This window comes from Streptomyces sp. NPDC019443 (assembly GCF_044389785.1).
GTDB lineage: Bacteria > Actinomycetota > Actinomycetes > Streptomycetales > Streptomycetaceae > Streptomyces.
Window position 1 is genome coordinate 224,781 of record NZ_JBIRYJ010000005.1, and the last position, 21,276, is coordinate 246,056.

Consider the following 21,276-nt stretch of genomic DNA (forward strand, 5'->3'; position numbering starts at 1 on the left):
CGCAGGCTGGGCAGCCGGTCCCGTACCGACTCGACGGCGGCGGCGTGCGCCTCGCCCTCGACGATCACCGCGACCGCGCCCGAGTCGCCGAGGATCCACTGGACCTGCTCGGGCGAGCTGGTTTCGTACACCGGCACGGTCACCGCGCCGGTGCTCCAGATCGCGAAGTCCAGCTGCACCCATTCGTAGCGGGTACGGGACATCAGGGCGACCCGGTCACCGGGCTGCACACCGGAGGCGATCAGGCCCTTGGCGGCGGCCCGCACCTCGGCGAGGAACTGGGTGGCGGTGACGTCCGTCCAGACGCCCGCCACCTTTCTGCCCATCACCGCGACATCGGGATGCTGAGCGGCATTGCGGCGGATGAGATCCGTCAGGTTGCCGTCCGCGGGGACCTCGTACAGGGCCGGAAGGCTGAACTCGCGCAAGACTGCTGCTCCTCATCGGGCGCCGGCGCCACGGCTCTGTGTGATGCACCGGTTGCGGTCCAAGATCGGGCAGGTGCTCAGTGGGGTGAGCACGACTGGACTGCCCGGACGTTACCCATCAGTACTCGGTTCCGGATAGGGGGTTCCGGCCAGATGTTCCCTGCGTCACACGTGATGGCGGTGCTTCGCGCAGAGTAGTCCACACTCATGACGACTCGGAAGAACGGCTGGTCCGCCCCGCTCTACCGAGCCGTGAACCGGCGTCCTAGGGTGATCACCATGCGAGGCATTCGAGTCAACGTGGTCAGTGACGTACACGGCAATGCCAAGGATCTCGCTATGGCGGGAGACGGCGCGGACGCGCTCATCTGCCTCGGTGACCTCGTGCTCTTCCTCGACTACGCCGACCACTCGCGCGGCATCTTCCCCGACCTCTTCGGCGTCGAGAACGCCGATCTGATCGTGGAACTGCGCACCGCCCGCCGCTACGACGCGGCCCGCGAGCTCGGGCGCAGACTCTGGGCCGAGCTGGAGACGGACCGGGAGACCGCCATCGAATCCGCCGTGCGCCGCCAGTACGCCGAGCTGTTCGCGGCCTTCCCCACCCCGACGTACGCCACATACGGCAATGTCGATATGCCGACCCTCTGGCCGGAGTACGCACGGCCGGGCACCACCGTCCTCGACGGCGAGCGCATCGAGATCGGCGGCCGCGTCTTCGGCTTCGTCGGCGGCGGGTTGCGCACCCCGATGCGCACTCCGTACGAGATCTCCGACGAGGAGTTCGCCGCCAAGGTCGAAGCGCTCGGGGAGGTCGATGTGCTCTGCTCGCACATTCCCCCGGACGTTCCCGAGCTGACGTACGACACCGTCCCGCGTCGCTTCGAGCGTGGCAGCCGAGCCCTTCTGGAGGCGATCCGCCGCACCCGGCCCCAGTACGCCCTCTTCGGCCATGTCCACCAGCCGCTCGCCCGCCGGATGCGCATCGGCTCGACGGAGTGCGTGAACGTCGGGCATTTCGCCTCGACCGGTCGCCCCTGGACCTTGGAGTTGTGAACCGCTGGGCCTGGGAGCGGTGACTGGCCGGGCCCTGGAGTGGTGACCAGTCGGGTCGCGATAGCCTGCACCCCACACCACCCCCGGTCCGTACCGCACTGTGAGGAGCCGCAGCGATGGCGGAACACACCAGCTCGAGCATCACGATCGAGGCGGCGCCGGCCGACGTGATGGGCGTGATCTCCGACTTCGCCCGTTACCCCGAGTGGACCGGCGAGGTGAAGGAGGCCGAGGTGCTCGCCACCGACGCCAAGGGCCGCGCCGAGCAGGTCCGGCTGGTGCTCGACGCCGGCGCGATCAAGGACGACCACACCCTCGCCTACACCTGGAACGGTGAAAACCAGGTCAGCTGGACTCTGGTGAAGTCCCAGATGCTGCGCGCCATCGACGGTTCGTACACCCTCGCCGCGGTCGGCGGCGGTGACCGCACCGAGGTCACCTACCAGCTCACCGTCGACGTCAAGATCCCCATGCTCGGCATGATCAAGCGCAAGGCCGAGAAGGTCATCATCGACCGCGCACTGGCCGGTCTGAAGAAGCGCGTCGAGAGCGGGCCCGCCGCCTGATGCGCACGGTCCTCGTCACCGGGTTCGGCGGCGCGGGCCGAACCACCGTCGCCGCTGCCACCGCGCTCGCCGCGGCCCGGCGCGGCCAACGCGCCCTGTTCCTCTCCGCCGAGTCCGGCGACGTCTTCGGCGCGCCTGTCACCGGCCGCCCCGACGCACCGGACGGGATCACGGACGGCCTGTGGGCCGCCCGCATCGACTCCGGTGCCGACTTCCGCGCCGAGTTCCTCTCGCTCCAGGAGCGCGCCGGCGCCGGGCTCGATCTGCTGGGCGCGGCGCGACTCGAGGACGAGGAGCTGACCGGGCTCCCCGGCAGCGAGCAGTTCGCCCTGCTGCGGGCGCTGAGGACCGCCGCCGCCGGCGACTGGGACGTGGTCGTCCTCGACCTGCCGCCGCTGCGCGAGACCATCGCGCTGCTCGCCCTGCCCGAACAACTGCGCCGCTATCTGCGCCGCCTGCTGCCGCCGGAACGGCAGGCCGCACGGGCCCTGCGCCCGATGCTCGCCCAGCTCGCCGGTGTGCCGATGCCCGCGCAGTGGCTGTACGAGACCGCGGCCCGCTGGGACAGCGAACTGGCCGCCGTCCAAGCGATGATCGAATCCGTCGGCACGACGCTGCGGGTGGTCGCCGAGCCCGGACCCGCGGCCGCCGACGCCCTGCGCACCGCCCGCGCCGGGCTTGCGCTGTACGGACTGCCGGTCGACACCCTCGTACCGAACCGGATCCTGCCGCGGGGCTCGGCCGACAGCTGGCTCGCGACCCTCTCCGCACAGCAGGAGAAGTGCCTGAGCGAGTGGTACGAGGACTGGGCGCCCCAAGGCTCGATCCGCGAGGCGCCCCACCTCGGCCGGGACCCGCGCGGCCTCGAGGACCTTGCCCTCCTCGACACCGGAGAAGGGCTCGCCGTCGAAGCCGTCGGTGCCCTCGAAGCCATCGGAGCCCTCGCACCGCACCGGCACCGCGGCGAGCGTCGCGAGGACCCATGGCGGGTCGCGGAGGGGCACGGCACCGACAGTGTCTTCGTCTGGGAGCTCCCGCTGCCCGGCGCCGTCAAGGAGGAGCTCGCACTCGTCCGCCGAGGGGATGAACTCCTGATCACCGTCGGACCGTTCCGCAGGATCGTGCCGCTGCCCTCCGCGCTGCGCCGCTGCACCGTGGCGGGCGCGGGTCTCACGGAGGGCGTGCTGCGGGTCCGCTTCCAGCCCGACCCCGAACTGTGGCCGCGGGCACGCTGAACGCGCTGCCTCCATTCGGGTACCGTCGAGCGTACAAACCCTCAGTTCTTCCGCCAGTTCTTCCGCAGGAGTACGCCATGAGCGATGCCACCGAGCGTCCCGCCGTCGACGACGACGCCTGGGCCAAGGCGTGCGCCGAGGACCTGGAGGCGGAGAAGGCCCGCCGCCGCGCCCAGTACGGGCCGCCGCCCGGCTCGGCCGGTGAGGAGCTGCGCAAGCTCCTCGACGCGGTCGCCGACAAGGTCTCCTCGTTCCAGACGTCGCTGCCCGGCATGGCCGCGCAGAACACCGTGCAGCAGCTGGTCAACCAGGCGAAGGCCGCCGTAGAGCCGGTCATAGAGCGCAACCCTGAGGTCTTCGACCACCTCACGGCGGCGGGCGGCGAGCTGCTCGCCGCGTATCGATCCGCGGTCGAGGGCCATGAGCGACGCTGGACCCAGCGGCCCACCGCCTCCAAGGACGACCAGGACCCGCGTGACGACGGACCCGGCGCGAGCGAGCACATCGACCTGGACTGAGCAGGCCGTGCCCCGCCCTCGGGTACGGTTGGCCATAGCGGGGCTCGACCGAAAACTGAGGGACACATGGGACTCACCATCGGCGTCGACATCGGCGGCACGAAGATCGCAGCGGGCGTGGTCGACGAAGAGGGCACCATCCTCGAGACGCACAACGTGCCCACCCCGTCGACGCCGCAGGGCATCATCGAGGCGATCTGCTCGGCCGTCGCCGGGGCCGGCGAGGGGCACGAGATCGAGGCGGTCGGCATCGGCGCCGCCGGATACGTCGACGACAAGCGTGCCACCGTCCTGTTCGCGCCCAACATCGACTGGCGCCACGAGCCGCTCAAGGACAAGGTCGAGCAGCGCGTCGGCCTCCCGGTGGTCGTCGAGAACGACGCGAACGCGGCGGCCTGGGGCGAGTACCGCTTCGGTGCCGGCCAGGGCCACGAAGACGTCATCTGCATCACCCTCGGCACCGGGCTCGGTGGCGGCATCATCATCGGCAACAAGCTGCGCCGCGGCCGCTTCGGGGTGGCCGCGGAGTTCGGCCACATCCGGGTCGTCCCGGACGGTCTGCTGTGCGGTTGCGGCAGCCAGGGCTGCTGGGAGCAGTACGCCTCCGGGCGCGCTCTCGTCCGCTACGGCAAGCAGCGCGCCAACGCCACCCCGGAGAGCGCCGAGATCCTGCTCAGCCTCGGCGACGGGACGGTCGACGGCATCGAGGGCAAGCACATCAGCGAGGCCGCGCGGCAGGGCGACCCGGTCGCCGTCGACTCGTACCGCGAACTGGCCCGCTGGGTGGGCGCGGGCCTGGCCGACCTGGCCTCGCTCTTCGACCCGTCCGCCTTCATCGTCGGCGGCGGCCTCTCCGACGAGGGGGAGCTGGTCCTCGACCCGATCCGCAAGTCCTTCCGCCGCTGGCTGATCGGCGGCAGGTGGCGTCCACACGCGCAGGTGGTCGCGGCACAACTGGGCGGCAGGGCGGGCCTGGTGGGCGCGGCGGACCTGGCCCGCCAGGGCTAGGTTCTCTGTCCTCACCCCAGACTTCGTCCCGGGGGGACCCCAACGGGCTTGATTCTTGAGCGCCGGACGGGCTTGATTTCGGCTGCGCGGGCGGGCTGGGGGTCCGTCGTCAATCTCCCCCGGACGAAGTCTGGGGGAGATTGAGGACCACGGGTCCCCCCCCACGCCCGCCAGGGCGTAGGGGGCGGGTCTGGGGCGGAGCCCCAGAAAGGACCCGCACCCGCGTATCTTGCTGCGCATGGCGATCACCGCACTGCCAAACTCCCGCACCGAACCGGACGGTTCGGCCGTGATCCGCGTGCTCAGTTACAACATCCGCTCCCTGCGCGACGACGAGGACTCGCTGGCCCGGGTGATCCGCGCCTGCGCGCCCGACCTGGTGTTCATCCAGGAGGCCCCGCGCTTCTTCCGCTGGCGCAAGCACGCGGCGCGGCTGGCCGCCAAGAGCGAGCTGGTGGTGCTGACCGGCGGGGCCACCGCCGCCGGCCCGCTGCTGCTCTGTTCGCTGCGGGCGACCGTGGAGCGTACGGAGGATGTGCTGCTGCCGCTCACCCCCCGCCTGCACCGGCGCGGCTTCGCCACGGCGGTCGTACGGATCGGGAGCGCCCGGATCGGGCTGCTCAGCTGTCATCTGAGTCTCCAGGGCGACGAGCGCTACGCGCAGGCCGGGATGCTGCTGGACCGGCTGAAGGCGATGGACGTGCCGTACGCGATCGCGGCGGGCGACCTGAACGACCGGCCCAGCGGCCGGAGCTTCCGCAGGCTCGCGGGGGAGCTGCAGGACTGCTGGGCGGTCGCGCCCTGGGGCGGCGAGCACACCTCGACACCGAACGACCCACACCAGCGGATCGACGCGATCTTCGCCACCCCGGGAGTCGAAGTGCTGGGCTGCGGAGTGCCGTTGACCCTGCCGGGCATCACCCAGGCCGACCTTCGCGCGGCGACGGACCACCTGCCCGTGCTGGCGGCCCTACGTGTTCCCGCGGTGTCGTCCGACGGACCGAGCGCCCGCTGAGCCGCGTCCGACGGCCGGAGGCCGACGCCGCGTCGAGAAGCCGCGTCGAGAGTCAGACCACCGCGCCGCGGCCCGGATCGTCGTCGTCCTCGTCGTCGCCGTGCGACATCCGGGCCACCAGCGTGCCGAAGCCGCCCAGGAAGCCGCCGACGCAGAGCGTCGTCAGCCACCACGTCATGTTCCACTGGAGCAGCACCGCCACCAGCATCAGTACCGGCCCGCCGACCACCGCCAGCCAGGCGAACTTGGCCGTGACATCGGACTCCGGCAGCGGCGGCGGCTCCGGCGGTACGAAGTGGCCCTCGTCGCTCTCGTCGAGGTCGTCGTCCTTCGCGTCGGCCACCTGGTAGTCGCGCGGGCCACCGATCCCCGGCGCGAACGTGATCGAGCTGCCCAGCGCGGGCTTGTCCGCATCAGGCACCGCATCAGGCCCCGCAGCGGGCCCCGCGTCAGCACCCGCGTCCGGATCCTCCGGATCGGGCTCGGCCTCCGCCGCCCTGTCGTCCTTCGGCGTCTTGTTCAGATCACCCTCGAGCAGGGCGAGGTCCTCCACCGACTTGAACGGCTTGGCGCCCGGCGGGTCGGCCGGTTCCTCGCCGTACCCCTCGACGATGGCGGCCCAGGCGGCCTCCTCGTCGATCGGCTGCGGCTCGCGGTCCGCATCGTGCTGCTCAGCCACCGGTGGTGCTCTCCTTCTTCCCGATACTCGGAGCGAGCCGACCGATGAACGCATAACTCTCGTCGAAAATCCGCTCCGCATCGTGGTCCAACGTCGCCACGTGGTAGCTCTGTTCCAACAGGATCTCCGAGACGTCCGTGGACGAGACCCGGCTCAGGATCCGCGCCGAGTCGGCAGGCGGCACCACATGGTCCTGCGGGCTGTGCAGCAGCACCATCGGCTGAGTGACCTGCGGCAGCTCGCCGTCGACCAGCCGGAAGAAGTTACGCAACGAGTGCGCGGCGTGCAGCGGCACCCGGTCGTACCCGACCTCCTCCGAGCCCTCCTTGGCGATGTCGCTCGTCAGCCCCTTTGTCGTACGCACCAGGTGGCGCGCGACCGGCAGGGCGTACGCCGACAGGCCGTGGACCTTGTTCGCCGGGTTCACCACGACGATGCCGCTGACCGCGTCCCCGTGCTTCGCGGCGAGCCGCAGCGTCAGCGCCCCGCCCATCGAGAGCCCGAAGACGAAGACCTGGCTGCACCGCTCGACCAGCACCCGCAGCTCGCGGTCCACCTCTGCGTACCAGTCCTGCCAGCCGGTGACCTGCATGTCCTCCCAGCGCGTGCCGTGTCCGGGAAGCAGCGGCAGGGACACGGTCAGTCCGCGCTCCGCCAGATACTCGGCCCAGGGGCGCAGCGACTGCGGGGAACCGGTGAATCCGTGACAGAGGAGGACGCCGACCTCGCCGCCTTCGTGGCGGTACGGCTCGGCTCCAGGAAGGACCGGCACCTGGGTCTCCTGTTCGTGAGTGTCTGAAGGGTGTACTTCACCGTACGCGACCGGACTGACACCGACCAGGTCCGTAAGCCCCCCGGCACAGGGATGACTGACCCACCTCGGGATAAGGTCTGTTCGACAGCACACAGGAGGCACTCGAGTTGATCTACGGCGCAATGAAGTTCTCCATCGGGGGCTCACTGAAGCTTGCCTTCAGGCCTTGGGTGGAGGGCCTCGAGAACATTCCCGCCGAGGGGCCGGCGATCCTCGCGAGCAACCACCTGTCCTTCTCGGACTCGTTCTTCCTGCCGGCGGTCCTCGACCGCAAGGTCACCTTCATCGCCAAGGCGGAGTACTTCACATCGCCCGGGGTCAAGGGCAAGCTGACCGCCGCCTTCTTCAAGGGCGTCGGGCAGCTCCCGGTGGACCGCTCGGGCGCGCGCGGTGCGGGTGAGGCGGCGGTCAAGGCCGGGATGGATGTCATCGCGGGTGGTGGCCTGTTCGGCATCTACCCGGAGGGCACCCGCTCCCCGGACGGCCGCCTCTACCGCGGCAAGCCGGGCGGCCTCGCGCGCGTGGCGCTCGCCACCGGCGCTCCGGTCATCCCGGTCGCGATGATCGACACCGAGAAGATCCAGCCGCCCGGCAAGGTGGTCCCCAAGCTGATGCGCCCGGGGATCCGGATCGGCAAGCCGCTCGACTTCAGCCGTTACCACGGTATGGAGGGCGACCGCTTCATCCTGCGCTCGGTGACCGACGAGGTCATGTACGAGATCATGAAGCTGTCCGGCCAGGAGTACGTCGACATCTACGCGACGGCCGCCAAGCGCCAGATCGCGGATGCGGAAAAGGCGGAGAGGGCCGAGAGGGCGGCGGCCGAAAAGGCCGCGAAGGCGAACAAGCCCGAGAAGCCGGAGAACACGGACAAGGCGGGGAAGACGGACCGGCCGGCAGCCTAGCCGCGCCGTCCGTCCTGGGGTGGGGGATATGGCCAAGCGCGAGCGTGTCGTGCGGATGTCGGTCGAGCTGCCGCTGTGGCGTGCGCTGGCCGCCTACCGCGTACTGACCATGGTCTACGCGGTGCTTCTCTTCGTCGTCAACCCCAGCAAGTTCGAGCGCCCCTGGGTCGCGGCCGGCTTCCTCGCGGTGATGTCCGTATGGACGCTGGTCACGCTCCCCAAGGTGGCCAACGCTGCTCGCTGTACCAAACGCTTCCTGGTCGCCGATCTCACCGTCGCGCTGACCGGGATCATGCTCACGCCCCTAGCCGACGCCCAGGCCCAGACGCAGGACGGCCCGACCCTGCCGACGATATGGACCGCCGGATCCGTCCTCGCGTTCGCCATCAAGGGCGGCTGGCGCTGGGCGGGCTTCGCGTCCTCACTCGTCGCCGTCGCCAACATCATCGAGCGCGGCCAGCCCAGCCGGGACACCTTCCACAACGTCCTGCTGGTCTGGGTCGCCTCCATAGCCATCGGTTACGTCGTCGAGGTCGCCCGCGCCTCCGAGCGCACCCTCGCCCGCGCCCTGGAGATCGAGGCGGCGACCCGCGAGCGGGAGCGGCTGGCCCGCGACATTCACGACAGCGTGCTCCAGGTGCTCGCGATGGTGCAGCGGCGCGGTACGGCGCTGGGCGGCGAGGCCGAGGAGCTCGGCAGGATGGCGGGGGAGCAGGAGGTCGCCCTGCGCACCCTGGTCTCCAGCGGTCTGGTACCCACCACGCGTGCCTCCGAGGACGTCTCACTCGGTGCCGTGGTCCGCACTGTCGACGACGACGATCCGCCCCAAGGGCCCGAACTGCACGACCTGCGCTCGCTGCTGGCCCGGCACGCCGGGTCGAAGGTGACCCTCTCGGAACCGGGCGCCCCGGTGCTGCTCCCCGCCGCCGCGGCGGCGGAACTCGCCGCCGCTGTCAGTGCCGCCCTGGACAATGTCCGCAGACATGCCGGCGAGGACGCCCACGCCTGGATCCTGGTCGAGGACTGGCCGGACGAGGTGATCGTGACGGTACGGGACGACGGCCCGGGTATCCCGGAGGGCAGGCTCGCCCAGGCTGAGGGCGAGGGCCGGCTCGGAGTCGCCCTCTCGATCCGCGGGCGGCTGCGGGATCTGGGCGGCTCGGCCGAGCTGATCTCGGTTCCGGGCCAGGGCACAGAAGTCGAATTGAAGGTCCCACGGGGGAAGGCAGTCACATGACGGACCAGCAGACGATCAAGGTGATGGTCGTCGACGACCACCCGATGTGGCGGGACGCGGTCGCCCGCGATCTGGCCGCGGCCGGATTCGAGGTGGTGGCGACGGCCGGTGACGGTCCACAGGCCGTGCGCCGGGCCAAGGCCGTCGCGCCCGACGTCCTCGTCCTCGACCTCAATCTGCCCGGGATGCCGGGCGTTCAGGTGTGCAAGGAACTCGTCGGCTCCTACCCCGGCCTGCGGGTCCTGGTGCTGTCCGCCAGCGGTGAGCACGCGGACGTACTGGAAGCGGTGAAGTCCGGTGCGACCGGCTATCTGCTCAAGTCGGCCAGTACGGAAGAGCTGAGCGACGCCGTGCGGCGCACCGCCGTCGGCGATCCGGTCTTCACGCCGGGCCTCGCCGGCCTGGTGCTCGGTGAGTACCGCCGCCTGGCCTCCGAGCCCGTCCCCGCGGCGGGTGCGGACGAGCCGAAGGCCCCGCAGCTGACCGACCGGGAGACCGAGGTGCTGCGACTGGTGGCCAAGGGGCTCTCGTACAAGCAGATCGCCGAGCGCCTCGTCATCTCGCACCGCACCGTCCAGAACCACGTGCAGAACACCCTCGGCAAGCTCCAACTGCACAACCGCGTCGAGCTCGTGCGGTACGCGATCGAGCGGGGCCTGGACGACGCGTAACCCCCGTCCCCTCCCCGTACGAGTGAAAGCCGGACGTCAACCTCCGCATGACGCACAGGAATTGACCTTTCGCCCCATCCCGCAGTGACCTGGATCACCATTAGCGTGGCGGTCATAAGGCTCACCAGGCGAAGGGAAGTTTTCATGCGCGTCGGAGTACTGACCGGGGGCGGCGACTGCCCCGGCCTCAACGCTGTCATCCGTGGTGTCGTCCGCAAGGGCGTGCAGGAGTACGCGTACGAATTCGTCGGCTATCGCGACGGCTGGCGCGGACCCCTCGAAGGCGACACGGTTCCGCTCGGCATCCCGGCCGTCCGCGGCATTCTGCCCCGCGGCGGCACCATCCTCGGCTCTTCGCGCACCAACCCCCTCAAGGAAGAGAGCGGCATCCGCCGCATCAAGGAGAACCTCGCCAAACACGAGGTGGACGCGCTGATCGTGATCGGCGGCGAGGACACGCTCGGCGTCGCGACGCGGCTTCACGACGAGTACGGCATCAACTGCGTCGGCGTGCCCAAGACCATCGACAACGACCTGTCCGCCACCGACTACACCTTCGGCTTCGACACGGCGGTCGGCATCGCGACCGAGGCCATCGACCGGCTGCACACCACCGCCGAATCGCATATGCGCGTCCTGGTCGTGGAGGTGATGGGGCGGCACGCGGGCTGGATCGCCCTGCACTCCGGTCTGGCCGGCGGCGCCAATGTCATTCTCATCCCCGAGCAGCGCTTCGACGTCGACCAGGTGTGCGCCTGGGTGACGTCGCGTTTCAAGGCCAGCTACGCCCCGATCGTGGTGGTCGCCGAGGGCGCAATGCCCAAGGACGGCGAGGCGGTTCTCAAGGACGGCTCGCTCGACTCCTTCGGTCATGTCCGGCTCTCCGGCGTCGGTGAGTGGCTGGCCAAGGAGGTCGAGCGGCGTACCGGCAAGGAGGCCCGCACCACCGTCCTCGGCCATGTCCAGCGCGGCGGCACTCCGAGCGCCTTCGACCGCTGGCTGGCCACCCGCTTCGGGCTGCACGCGATCGACGCGGTGCGGGACGGGGACTTCGGCAAGATGGTCGCGTTGCAGGGGACGGACATCGTGCGCGTTCCGATTGCCGAGGCGACGGCGAAGCTGAAGACGGTGGACCCGAAGCTGTACGAGGAGGTCGGGGTCTTCTTCGGCTGACGGTTGCTGTTCCCGGGGGCGCTGCCCCCGGACCCCCGCGCCTCAAATGCCGGCGAGGCTGAGTATCCCGCCGGTCGGCCTGAAAGTTCAGGCCGACCGGCGGGAGTTCAAGCCCCGTGGGGGTCCCCCCGGACGAAGTCTGGGGGAGATTGAGGACACGCGCGAAGCCGTACTGTGAGGGTCCCTCCCCCACGCCCGCAGGGCGTAGGGGGCGGGTCCGGGGCGGAGCCCCGGTTACGGCGATGGGGCGGGGTGGGGGAAATTCAACCCCGGCCCACCCGCGTCGTTGAGGCGAGGAGGCCGTGGATCACCTCCGGTCCCCGCATCGTCAGTACCGACTCCGGATGGAACTGGATACCCGCGAAGCCTGTGCCCCGCAGGGCGTGCACCTCCGCCGAGAGGGGATCGCGGGCGACCTCGACCCCGTGCGCCTCAAGCTCCGCCGCCGCAGCGTCGTCGCAGCGCGCCGTGAAGCTGTTGTAGAAACCCACGGTCTCGTTACGCCCGAAGAAGTCGATCCGCTCCTGCGCCCCCTGGTGCGGAGCGTCCTTCCGTACGATCTCCAGGCCCAGCTCGGCTGCCATCAGCTCATGGCCGAGGCAGACGCCGAGCAGGCCGTGGCGGTGATCGCGCAGCAGATCGGCGGCGAGCGCGCGCAGAAAGCGCATCTTCGGGTCGGTCGCGTCGGCCGGATCGCCAGGACCCGGGCCGAGGACCACCGGCCCGGTGTGCGCGAGGACCGTCTCGCGCAGGCCCGGCTCGTCGTACCGCCGCACCGTCACCTCCAGGCCGGTGGAGCGCAGCAGATGCGCCAGCATCGCGGTGAAGGTGTCCTCGCCGTCGACCACCAGCGCGTGCCCGGTCAGCCGGGCGCTGCGCTCCTGCATCCGCAGCCAGAACGGCGCGAGGTCGGCGCGGCGGGCGTCGAGGGCGGCCCGCACCCGCGGGTCGTCGGCGAGATTCGGGCGCTCGGCGTGCTCCTGCGGCCGCCCGGGGCGTACGCCCAGCGCGGCCAGTACGCCCGCCGCCTTGGCGTGCGTCTCGGCCACCTCGCCCGCCGGGTCGGAGTGCCGGACCAGGGTCGCCCCGACCGGCACACGCAGGGAACCATCGGCGTCGATGTCGGCGGTACGGATGAGGATGGGGGAGTCCAGGGTCTGCGCGCCGACCTGCCCTTCCCGCCCGCCACCCGCGTTCTTGCCGATCAGCGCGAGCGCGCCCGCGTAATAGCCGCGGCCGCCCACCTCGTGGCGCTCGATGACCCGGCAGGCGTTCTGCACCGGCGAGCCGGTGACCGTAGCCGCGAACATCGTCTCCTTCAGCACCTCACGCACATCGAGCGACGAGCGGCCGCGCAACTCGTACTCGGTGTGGGCGAGATGAGCCATTTCCTTGAGCCGGGGCCCGATGACGACGCCGCCCATGTCGCCGACGGTGCACATCATCTTCAGCTCCTCGTCGACGACCATGGAGAGCTCCTCGCGTTCCTTGCGGTCGCCGAGGAAGCCGAGCAGCGCTTCGGGGGTCGGGCCCTGGGGCGGATAGCGGAAGGTGCCGCTGATCGGGTTCATCACGACGGTGCCGCCGCTCATCCGGACATGGACCTCGGGGCTGGCACCGACGAGGGTGCGCTCGCCGGTGTGCACGACGAAGGTCCAGTACGCGCCGCGCTCGCTGGCCAGCAGCCGCCGGAACAGGGCCAGGGCGTCGGCCCGGCCGAAGCCGGGGATGCGGCCGGTGTACGTGCGGCGGACAACGAAGTTCGCGCCCTCGCCCCGGCCGATCTCGTCCTCGATGACGCGCCGGACGATCCCCGCGTACTCCTCGTCGTCGACGTCGAAGGCCCCGCCCTCGACCCGGACATCGTGCGCCGGAAGCGCCTCCAGGGCCTCGGCGAGCGGCACTTCGTACGTCTCGTCGGCGACGAGCACGGACAGCGGAGTGCCGTCGTCGCGTACGTCGAAGCCGCGCTCCCTGATCTGGCGGAACGGGACCAGGGCCAGTGAGGGACGGTCCGCGACCGGGATGTCGGCGAGCGACTCCGCCTCGTGCACGGCGCCGATCAGGACCTCGACGGTGTCGTGATCGTGGCCGGGGGTGCGTCTGCGCAGCAGGGCGAAGGGCGGGCAGTCTTCGTCGAGCAGTCTGCTGATGGGCATCCGGTGTTCCTTCCGAGTGGTCCGAGTGGTCCGAGTGGGAGGAACGGCCCGTGGAAACGGGAAAGGCCGCCCCTCGGGGCGGCCTTCGCGAGCTGTGTGTACGCGCAGTCAGTGGGCCGCCGGATGAGCGGTCCACCACCAGGTCTGAGTCGAGTGCGCGAACATGACGCCGACCATAACGCATCCGCCCGCGGCGCCGCAGCGCGTCCGGGGAGCGGACGGCCGCGGTGCCGCGGGCGGATCACACCTTGTGCGTCACACCAGCAGGTCTCAGACCAGCAGGTTGTAGATCTGCCAGCCGGTGGCGATCTGTGCCCTGGCGGCGAACGGGGCGGTGGCGCTGCCCGTGCCCTTGTACAGCCACAGCACGCCCGAGGAGTCCCGGGCGATCAGGTCCGGCCTGCCGTCACCGGAAAGGTCGCTCGGTCCGTTGAGGACGTTGTAGATCCCCCAGCCGGAACCGACCTTGACCCTGGCGGCGAACGGCGCGGCGGCATTGCCCGTGCCCTTGTAGAGCCACAGCACGCCGGAGGTGTCCCTGGCGATCAGGTCCGCCTTGCCGTCCGCGGTGATGTCTCCGGTGTCGGTCAGCGCGTTGTAGATCTGCCAGCCGGGGCCGACCTTGACCCTGGCTGCGAAGGGTGCGGTCGCACTGCCCGTGCCCTTGTAGAGCCAGAGCACGCCGGACGAGTCGCGCGCGATCAGATCGGCGATGCCGTCCGCGGTGATGTCCCGGGCGCCGGTCAGCTGGTTGTAGATCCCCCAGCCCTTGCCCACCTCGGTGCGCTTCAGGAAGGGCGCCGACGGATTACCGCTGCCTCGGTAGTACCAGAGCACGCCCGAGGTGTCGCGGGCCACCATGTCGCCGACGGCGTCGGCGCGCAGAGCCGTCATCGAGGTCACCGCGTTGTAGCCCTGCCAGCCGCTGCCGACGCGGTAGCGGGTGAGGTACGGCGCGGTCGCGCTGCCGGTGCCCTGGTACTGCCACAGCACGCCCGAGGAGTCGCGGGCGAGCGTGTTGTACCGGCTGGTGCCCGCGTCCGGGACGGTGCTGTTGCTCTGCTGGACGTCGCTCGCCTTCACCCACGCCATGCGGTGGTTGTAGCGGATCGGGACGTAGAGGTCGGTCTTGCCCTCGACCCGGAGCTGCGTGGAGCCGAAGTAGTCGTCACCGAGGACCGCCTCGCCTGCCTTCACATAGGCCTGGCCGGAGGGGAAGGTGTACTTCGACAGGTAGTCGGGGTTGTCCGTCGGCGCGGTCTCGCCGGTCCCCTCGTAGGCCGAGGCCTCGGGGAAGGAACGTCCGTAGACTCGGGCCGTCGCGCCGGCCTTGAGCTTCACCACGGTCCCACCGGTGACGGGCGCGGTGTACTGACCGCCGGGGTTGTAGAACCAGGCCTTCTGCCCGCCGTACCAGATGGCCGTCCAGTTGTACTGCGCCTCGGCGACGACGTAGGTACCTCCCGCGAGGACCTTGTTGCCCCAGTTCGGGCCGTCGCTCCACAGCACGTTGGGGATGTACGGGTCCTTGATCGGCGTGGCCGTCGACGCCGTCGTGTACAGGTACCCGAAGTTCGCCGGCTGCTTGGCGACGGTGCTGCCGTTGTACGTGATCGTGGGCTGGTTCGCCGTGGTGAACGGCGGCACGACACGGACCAGTTGACCGGCCTTGAGCAGGCCGCCGGCGCCACCGGCGCCCGTCGGCGCGCCCAGCAGCGACATGTAGTGGTTCCAGTCCCAGAACGGGCCCGCGTCCCAGTGCATGCCGGCCACCTTGGCGTCCAGCTGACCCGGCACCTCGTCGTGGCCGATGATGTGCTCACGGTCCAGCGGAATGCCGTACTTGGCCGCCAGGAACTTCACCAGGGCCGCGGAGGACTCGTACTGCGGCTCGGTGTACCAGCTGCCCGCCTTGATGGCGTAGCCCTCGTGCTCCAGGCCGATGGCATGCATGTTGACGGTCCAGTTGCCCGCATGCCATGCCAGGTTCTTGTTCTCGACCATCTGGGTGACCAGACCGTCCGAGGCGCGGATCAGGTAGTGCGCGCTTCCCCTGGCCGCGGAGCTCTGGAAGGTGGCGATGGTGCCGTCGTAGCTGCCCTCGGTGTCGTGGATGACGATCTGGCGGATGCCGAACCCGCTGGCGGGACGGTCCGCGAGCGTGTAGTTGCGCTGGCCGGTGCTTGGGACCTCGGCCGGGATGTAGTTGCAGTTCAGGCCCGACGGGCACTCGGGCGTCGGAACCGCCGTCGTGCTCGCGAAGGTCGCGGCGAGCGGGACGTTCGACGGCTTGACCGGCTCCACCGAGGGATCGGCCGGCAGCGTGACGAGCTGGCCATCCGTGGTGAGCTCCCGCTCACCGGTCTTGATCGACTCGAAGACGCGCTTCGCGAAGAGATCGGCGCCCTTCTTGTCCGGCGACTCACTGAAACGGGCGACGGCCGGGTACCACTGCCCCGGCTCGTCCGGCAGCTCGCCGGTCGCCTGGCGCTGGTACTCCGCGAGCAGCGCCGCACCGGCGCGGATGCTCTCGGCCGTGCGGTTCTTCACGGAGTCTGTCGAACCGTCGATCAGCTCGGCGGCCTTGTCCAGCGTGTGCAGCCGCGGGTCGTCGGTGTCGACGGTCTCCTCCGGCAGGCTGCGCAGCATCTTCGCGGCGTCGAAGGTCTTCTCGATCGCCGGGTTGCCGCTCGCGTTGAGATGCGCGAGGCGCTCCTTGCCGTCCGGCTGCTCCACGTCCTCCGGGTCGACCTGGGTCAGCCCCATGACGTTGTACGCGCCGGTCGTGCTCGGCAGTCCGTCGTGGGCCTCCCAGCGGGTCTGCCGGTACGAGACCGCCATCAGCACGCTCTGCGGAACGTCGAACTCCCGAGCCGCGTCCTCGAACTGGGACTGCAGCACCGCGCTCGGGGGCCCTGGCTTGCCGTCTGTCGAAGAGTCCAGGAAGCCGGGCGAGGCCACGGCGATGGTGCCGATCGTGGCGGTGGCGACCACGGCTGTGGCGATGCCGTAAATGAGCAGCCGTCTCTTGCGGTCCCTGCGGTGTCCGCGGTTCAAAGCCCCACCCCTGTGTCACTTGTTTCACACTGAACTGATTGGAAACCGGCGAGAGGCTAGCAGCTCTGGGAGCCCGGCCGCGCAGAGATATAAGGCCCGGCGGCTGAACAGCCGATGTCGGAACGCTGGACCACGCGTCTCATTTACTGGGCGGTCGAAGGAGCGCCCGCGCGGACCCCGTAATGTTGACAGGGTGACCGTGAACGCTAAGACCACCGCTGCCGGTGGCAACACCTGGCGAGACCTGCCCGCGGCGCAGCAGCCCGAGTACCCCGATGCCGAGGCTCTGCGCGATGTGATCGCGGACCTCGAGTCGTATCCGCCGCTCGTCTTCGCGGGCGAGTGCGACCAGCTGCGCGCCCGGATGGGAGCCGTCGCCAAGGGCGAGGCGTTCCTGCTGCAGGGCGGCGACTGCGCCGAGGCCTTCGACGCCGTGTCCGCCGACCACATCCGCAACAAGCTCAAGACCCTGCTCCAGATGGGCGCGGTGCTCACCTATGCCGCGTCCGTGCCCGTGGTGAAGGTCGGCCGTATCGCCGGCCAGTACTCCAAGCCGCGCTCCAAGCCGACCGAGACCCGCGACGGTGTGACGCTGCCGACCTACCGGGGCGACTCCGTCAACGGCTTCGACTTCACAGAGGCGGCCCGCATCCCGGACCCCGAGCGCCTCAAGCGGATGTACAACGCCTCCGCCGCGACGCTCAACCTGGTGCGTGCCTTCACCACCGGCGGCTACGCCGACCTGCGCCAGGTGCACGCCTGGAACCAGGACTTCGTGAAGTCGTCCCCGTCCGGCCAGCGCTACGAGCAGCTCGCCCGCGAGATCGACAACGCGCTGAACTTCATGAAGGCCGCGGGCACCGACCCGGCGGAGTTCCGCACGGTCGAGTTCTACTCCTCGCACGAGGCGCTGCTGCTGGACTACGAGGGTGCGCTGACCCGCACCGACTCACGCACCGGCCGGCTGTACAACACCTCCGGCCACATGGTCTGGATCGGCGAGCGCACCCGTCAGCTGGACGGGGCGCACATCGAGTTCGCCTCGCAGATCCGCAACCCGATCGGTGTGAAGCTCGGCCCGACGACCACGGTCGACGAGGCGCTGCAGTACATCGAGAAGCTCGACCCCGAGCGCGAGCCGGGCCGGCTGACCTTCGTCGTCCGTATGGGCGCCGACAAGGTCCGCGACAAGCTCCCCGAGCTGGTCGAGAAGGTCACCGCCTCCGGCGCCACGGTGGCCTGGGTGACCGACCCGATGCACGGCAACACCTTCGAGGCCGCCTCCGGCCACAAGACTCGCCGCTTCGACGACGTGCTCGACGAGGTCAAGGGCTTCTTCGAGGTCCACAAGGCGCTCGGTACGCACCCGGGCGGCATCCATGTCGAGCTCACCGGTGACGATGTCACCGAGTGCGTGGGCGGCGGCGACGAGATCTTCGTCGACGATCTGCACCAGCGCTACGAGACGGCCTGCGACCCGCGCCTGAACCGCAGCCAGTCGCTGGACCTGGCCTTCCTGGTCGCCGAGATGTACCGCGACCAGTAGTGACGGATCAACGACGGTGGGGCGCGGATCGATGTGATCCGCGCCCCACCGTCAATTCCGGGGCTTTTGCGCACCGGGTCCGCCGGGTAAGGTTAGGTTAGCCTCACCGATCATCGGGAAGGCGCCGCCTATCGATCCCGTCCGGGAGGTGAACCGCGTGTACGTCTGCTCCTGCTTCGGCATCACCGAGAAGCAAGTGAAGGAACACGCGGATGCAGGCGCCTGCACTCCCCGCCAGATAGCGTCGGTCTCCAAAGCCGGAACCGACTGCGGATCGTGTGTACGCCGTATCCAGGGGATCCTCGGTCGTGACGTCTGTCCCCGCCGGGAGCTGCTCGAGCAGGGCAACAGCGCCGCCGTGCTGGCGACGGACCCCGGCTCCGCCCCCGGGACCGGGCTCGGCGAAGCGGCCTAGCCCTCGGGCCGTGGTCTAGCCCTCCGGCGGTGACCTGGCCCTCGAGCTGCCCCTCCGGCGGTGACCTGGCCCTCGAGCTGCGGCCTAGCTGTCGGGTTGCTCGATCAACTGCGCGATGTACAGCGCCTCACCGAGCTTCTCCACAAGCTCCAGCTGGGTGTCGAGATAGTCGATGTGGTGCTCCTCGTCCGCCAGGATCGACTCGAAGATGTTCGCGGACGTGATGTCGCCCTTGCCGCGCATCACTTCGATTCCGCGCCGGAGGCGGTCGATCGCCTCCACCTCGACCTGCCGGTCGGCCTGGAACATCTCGGTGACCGTCTGGCCGATGCGCACATGGAACAGGCGCTGGTAGTTCGGCAAGCCATCGAGGAAGAGGATGCGGTCGGTCAGCACCTCTGCGTGCTTCATCTCGTCGAACGACTCGGACCGGGTGTACTTGGCGAGCTTCGTCCAGCCGAAGTTCTCCTGCATCTTCGCGTGCAGGAAGTACTGATTGATCGCGGTCAATTCGGCGGTCAGCTGCTCATTGAGAAACTCGATGACCTCGGGGTCGCCCTGCATCGCAGAGGCTCCTTCCGCGCGTGTGACTTGGGCAGGTGCGCGAATCCTCGCACCGCGGCAGGGGAGCGTCCAGTAAGTGCATGCTTAGTAGGAGTTGCCCGAATCGGGCCAGACCTGGTCATGACCACCCCTCCCGGTCTGTCACCATTGAAGGCATGGGTCAGCCGGAGAGCCGGGAATACCGCGCATCAGAGGAGTCCGAGCTTCCGCCGGGGCAGCGACTCCAGCGTGGCTGGCCGGTCACTCACTACGGGCCCGTACCCAAGTTCAGGCCGGACCGCTGGGAGTTCAGGGTTTTCGGCGCCACGGCGGACGGCGACAAGCGCTGCTGGAACCACGAAGAGTTCTCGGCGCTGCCCTTCTCGACGGTCGTCGCCGATCTGCACTGCGTGACGAAGTTCAGCATGCTGGGGGCCGAATGGGGCGGTGTGCCCGCCCGTACGGTCGTGGAGCTCGCGCCGCCCGCGCCGAACGTCACCCACGTCATGGTCTGGGCCGAGTACGGATTCAGCGCCAACCTGCGGCTCTCCGACTTCGTCTCGGACCGCACGATCTTCGCGACCCACAAGGACGGTGAACTGCTCACCGCCGAGCACGGCTTTCCGCTGCGTCTTGTCGTCCCGCATCTGTACGCCTGGAAGGGGCCCAAGTGGGTCCGTGGCGTGGAGTACATGACCACCGACCGCCGCGGCTTCTGGGAGGAGCGTGGCTATCACAATCTCGGCGACCCCTGGCGTGAGCAGCGCTACTCCTATCAGGAGGAGCCGGGGGACGGCCCGGAGCTCTGACCCCCGGGGGTTCAGTGGTGGTACTGGTGGACCACCGCATGGCCCTTGCCGCGGCCGATCATCCACTTGTTGACGGGTGTGGTGATCAGGAAGGCGGCGACTAGGGCGATCGCGAGCACCCACCAGAACATCGCGTCACCGAGGTGGGCGTCCATCGCGCCGGGCCACACGGCGATCACACCGTTGTCCATCAGCTCCATGACGGCGATGGAGAGGGTGTCGGCGGCGAGGGCGACCCGGAAGGCGGTCCTGAAGTCGACGCCGGCCTTGAGGACTCCTCGCAGGGTGAGCGAGTAGCCGAAGAAGAAGGCCAGGACGATCGCGAGGATCATCGTCGGGATGTTTCCCCAGCCCAGCGCGGTGCCGATGACCATGCCGAGTACTTCGCCGATGGCGCAGCCGGTGAGGCAGTGCAGCGTGGCCTGGGCGGCCATGGACCAGCTGACGGATCGGTGCTGTGTGTGGTGCTCATGGTGTGCGTGCTGGGCGTGAGTGTCGTGCCGCATGTGAGACCCCCCAAAAAAACCAGGCAGCGGTTCCTGTCGACAGCAAGAAACCGTATACCCCCTAGGGGTATTCCCGGGTTGTTCAGCGGAGCTTCTTCAGCCGCGCCACATCCGCTGCGTGCCCTTCCTTGCCGCCGGGCGTCTCGATGATCAGCGGTACGCCCTCGGTCGCCGGATGCTGCATCAGCGTCCGGAACGGCTCCTCGCCGATATGGCCCGCGCCAATGTTCGCGTGTCGGTCCTTGTGAGCGCCGGCCACATCTTTGGAGTCGTTGGCGTGGATCAGCTTCAGCCGCCCTTCACCGACCGTCTCCACCAGCAGATCCAGAGTCTGCGCCATCCCGTGCGGCCCGGTCAGATCGTGTCCCGCCGCGAAGACGTGGCAGGTGTCCAGGCAGACGCCCAGCTTGGGGTGGGCGTCGAGCGCCTCGAAGTACGGACCGAAGTCCCAGGTCCGTGAGCAGAGCGAGAAGCCCTGGCCCGCCGTCGACTCCAGCAGCAGGAACGGGTCGTCGTCGTGCGTCAGCTCGTCCAGCAGCGGCAGCATCCGCTCCCGCACCTGCGCCAGCGCCACCTCGCGGGTCCGGCCGCCGGTCGCCGAGCCGGTGTGCACGACCACGCCCAGCGCGCCGATCTCCCGGCCGCGGCGCAGTGAGTGCCGCAGGGACTCCACGGACTTCTCGGCGGTGGCCTCGGTGTGCGAGCCGAAGTTGATCAGATACGGGGCGTGGACGTACGCCGATATCCCGTCGGCCGCGCACTCGGCGCGGAACTGCTCGTCCTGCACCGGGCTCCCGGCAGGCGTCGCCCAGCCACGCGGATTGGCCACGAAGACCTGGACGGTCTCCGCCTCCAGCTCACGGGCGTAGGCGAGACCGGTCCTGGCGAGGCCGCCGGCCACGGGGACATGGCCGCCGACGGGGTTGCGCATCTGAA

22 protein-coding genes are annotated in these 21,276 nt (G+C 69.7%); 13 read left to right on the plus strand and 9 right to left on the minus strand.

Annotated features, from left to right (window positions below):
* Positions 1-428: AMP-binding protein (locus ACH492_RS18345; protein WP_398987733.1), on the minus strand; the 428-nt coding region annotated here is incomplete at its 3' end.
* A gap of 279 nt (positions 429-707) precedes the next feature.
* On the opposite strand from ACH492_RS18345, the gene ACH492_RS18350 reads away from it, so the two are divergent.
* From ACH492_RS18350 to ACH492_RS18375, 6 genes are all read left to right on the plus strand, one after another.
* A complete protein-coding gene (locus tag ACH492_RS18350; protein WP_398987735.1) occupies positions 708-1,484 on the plus strand; it encodes a metallophosphoesterase in 777 nt (258 codons plus the stop codon).
* A gap of 116 nt (positions 1,485-1,600) precedes the next feature.
* Positions 1,601-2,050, plus strand: coding sequence for an SRPBCC family protein (locus ACH492_RS18355; RefSeq protein ID WP_307663994.1), 450 nt, complete (start codon positions 1,601-1,603; stop codon positions 2,048-2,050).
* Positions 2,050-3,285, plus strand: coding sequence for an ArsA family ATPase (locus tag ACH492_RS18360; RefSeq protein WP_398987737.1), 1,236 nt, complete (start codon positions 2,050-2,052; stop codon positions 3,283-3,285). Before ACH492_RS18355 ends, ACH492_RS18360 begins: the two co-directional genes overlap by 1 nt.
* A 77-nt stretch (positions 3,286-3,362) precedes the next feature.
* Positions 3,363-3,803 carry a DUF5304 domain-containing protein gene (locus ACH492_RS18365; RefSeq protein ID WP_398987739.1) on the plus strand — a complete coding sequence of 147 codons (441 nt, stop codon included), beginning with the start codon at positions 3,363-3,365 and terminating at the stop codon, positions 3,801-3,803.
* 66 nt (positions 3,804-3,869) lie between these two features.
* The gene (locus tag ACH492_RS18370) at positions 3,870-4,811 is read left to right on the plus strand and encodes an ROK family glucokinase (protein ID WP_398987741.1); all 942 of its coding nucleotides are present in this window, start codon (positions 3,870-3,872) and stop codon (positions 4,809-4,811) included.
* 238 nt (positions 4,812-5,049) lie between these two features.
* A complete protein-coding gene (locus ACH492_RS18375) occupies positions 5,050-5,826 on the plus strand; it encodes an endonuclease/exonuclease/phosphatase family protein (protein WP_398987743.1) in 777 nt (258 codons plus the stop codon).
* Positions 5,827-5,878: 52 nt separating this feature from the next.
* On the opposite strand, the gene ACH492_RS18380 is transcribed toward ACH492_RS18375, so the two are convergent.
* Both ACH492_RS18380 and ACH492_RS18385 read right to left on the minus strand, forming a co-directional pair.
* A complete protein-coding gene (locus ACH492_RS18380; RefSeq protein ID WP_398987745.1) occupies positions 5,879-6,505 on the minus strand; it encodes a hypothetical protein in 627 nt (208 codons plus the stop codon).
* The gene (locus tag ACH492_RS18385) at positions 6,498-7,277 is read right to left on the minus strand and encodes an alpha/beta hydrolase (RefSeq protein ID WP_398987747.1); all 780 of its coding nucleotides are present in this window, start codon (positions 7,275-7,277) and stop codon (positions 6,498-6,500) included. The genes ACH492_RS18380 and ACH492_RS18385 overlap by 8 nt, the downstream gene beginning before the upstream one ends.
* A 164-nt stretch (positions 7,278-7,441) precedes the next feature.
* Between ACH492_RS18385 and ACH492_RS18390 the strand changes: the two genes are divergently transcribed.
* The 4 genes from ACH492_RS18390 (at position 7,442) to ACH492_RS18405 (ending at position 11,305) form a co-directional block, all read left to right on the plus strand.
* Positions 7,442-8,224: a lysophospholipid acyltransferase family protein gene (locus ACH492_RS18390; RefSeq protein ID WP_398988366.1), complete on the plus strand. Its 783-nt coding sequence runs from the start codon at positions 7,442-7,444 to the stop codon at positions 8,222-8,224.
* A gap of 28 nt (positions 8,225-8,252) precedes the next feature.
* Positions 8,253-9,461 (plus strand): MacS family sensor histidine kinase, encoded by a 1,209-nt coding sequence (gene macS / locus ACH492_RS18395; protein ID WP_398987749.1) that lies wholly within the window; start codon positions 8,253-8,255, stop codon positions 9,459-9,461.
* Positions 9,458-10,132 (plus strand): response regulator, encoded by a 675-nt coding sequence (locus ACH492_RS18400; RefSeq protein ID WP_398987753.1) that lies wholly within the window; start codon positions 9,458-9,460, stop codon positions 10,130-10,132. Before macS ends, ACH492_RS18400 begins: the two co-directional genes overlap by 4 nt.
* A gap of 144 nt (positions 10,133-10,276) precedes the next feature.
* A complete protein-coding gene (locus ACH492_RS18405; RefSeq protein WP_398987755.1) occupies positions 10,277-11,305 on the plus strand; it encodes a 6-phosphofructokinase in 1,029 nt (342 codons plus the stop codon).
* A 263-nt stretch (positions 11,306-11,568) separates the two neighbouring features.
* On the opposite strand, the gene ACH492_RS18410 is transcribed toward ACH492_RS18405, so the two are convergent.
* The 3 genes from ACH492_RS18410 to ACH492_RS18420 all read right to left on the minus strand — a co-directional run bounded on the left by ACH492_RS18410 (position 11,569) and on the right by ACH492_RS18420 (position 16,521).
* Positions 11,569-13,464 carry an anthranilate synthase family protein gene (locus tag ACH492_RS18410; RefSeq protein WP_398987757.1) on the minus strand — a complete coding sequence of 632 codons (1,896 nt, stop codon included), beginning with the start codon at positions 13,462-13,464 and terminating at the stop codon, positions 11,569-11,571.
* Between the two features lie 108 nt (positions 13,465-13,572).
* Positions 13,573-13,641, minus strand: coding sequence for a trp operon leader peptide (locus tag ACH492_RS18415; protein ID WP_356228357.1), 69 nt, complete (start codon positions 13,639-13,641; stop codon positions 13,573-13,575).
* Between the two features lie 93 nt (positions 13,642-13,734).
* Positions 13,735-16,521, minus strand: a complete 2,787-nt coding sequence (locus ACH492_RS18420) for an N-acetylmuramoyl-L-alanine amidase (RefSeq protein WP_398987759.1) — start codon at positions 16,519-16,521, stop codon at positions 13,735-13,737.
* Positions 16,522-16,714: 193 nt separating this feature from the next.
* On the opposite strand from ACH492_RS18420, the gene ACH492_RS18425 reads away from it, so the two are divergent.
* Together ACH492_RS18425 and ACH492_RS18430 are read left to right on the plus strand one after the other, a co-directional pair.
* The gene (locus ACH492_RS18425; protein WP_398987761.1) at positions 16,715-18,067 is read left to right on the plus strand and encodes a class II 3-deoxy-7-phosphoheptulonate synthase; all 1,353 of its coding nucleotides are present in this window, start codon (positions 16,715-16,717) and stop codon (positions 18,065-18,067) included.
* 148 nt (positions 18,068-18,215) lie between these two features.
* Positions 18,216-18,482 carry a bacterioferritin-associated ferredoxin gene (locus ACH492_RS18430; RefSeq protein ID WP_398987763.1) on the plus strand — a complete coding sequence of 89 codons (267 nt, stop codon included), beginning with the start codon at positions 18,216-18,218 and terminating at the stop codon, positions 18,480-18,482.
* An 84-nt stretch (positions 18,483-18,566) separates the two neighbouring features.
* Here the strand turns inward: ACH492_RS18430 and bfr are convergent, their stop codons facing one another.
* A complete protein-coding gene (gene bfr / locus ACH492_RS18435; RefSeq protein WP_307664008.1) occupies positions 18,567-19,046 on the minus strand; it encodes a bacterioferritin in 480 nt (159 codons plus the stop codon).
* Positions 19,047-19,201: 155 nt separating this feature from the next.
* Between bfr and ACH492_RS18440 the strand changes: the two genes are divergently transcribed.
* The gene (locus tag ACH492_RS18440; protein WP_398987765.1) at positions 19,202-19,834 is read left to right on the plus strand and encodes a sulfite oxidase-like oxidoreductase; all 633 of its coding nucleotides are present in this window, start codon (positions 19,202-19,204) and stop codon (positions 19,832-19,834) included.
* Positions 19,835-19,845: 11 nt separating this feature from the next.
* On the opposite strand, the gene ACH492_RS18445 is transcribed toward ACH492_RS18440, so the two are convergent.
* Positions 19,846-20,340 carry a DUF4396 domain-containing protein gene (locus ACH492_RS18445; RefSeq protein ID WP_398987767.1) on the minus strand — a complete coding sequence of 165 codons (495 nt, stop codon included), beginning with the start codon at positions 20,338-20,340 and terminating at the stop codon, positions 19,846-19,848.
* Positions 20,341-20,422: 82 nt separating this feature from the next.
* A complete protein-coding gene (locus ACH492_RS18450) occupies positions 20,423-21,271 on the minus strand; it encodes a deoxyribonuclease IV (RefSeq protein WP_398987769.1) in 849 nt (282 codons plus the stop codon).
* Between the last annotated feature and the right edge of the window lie 5 nt (positions 21,272-21,276).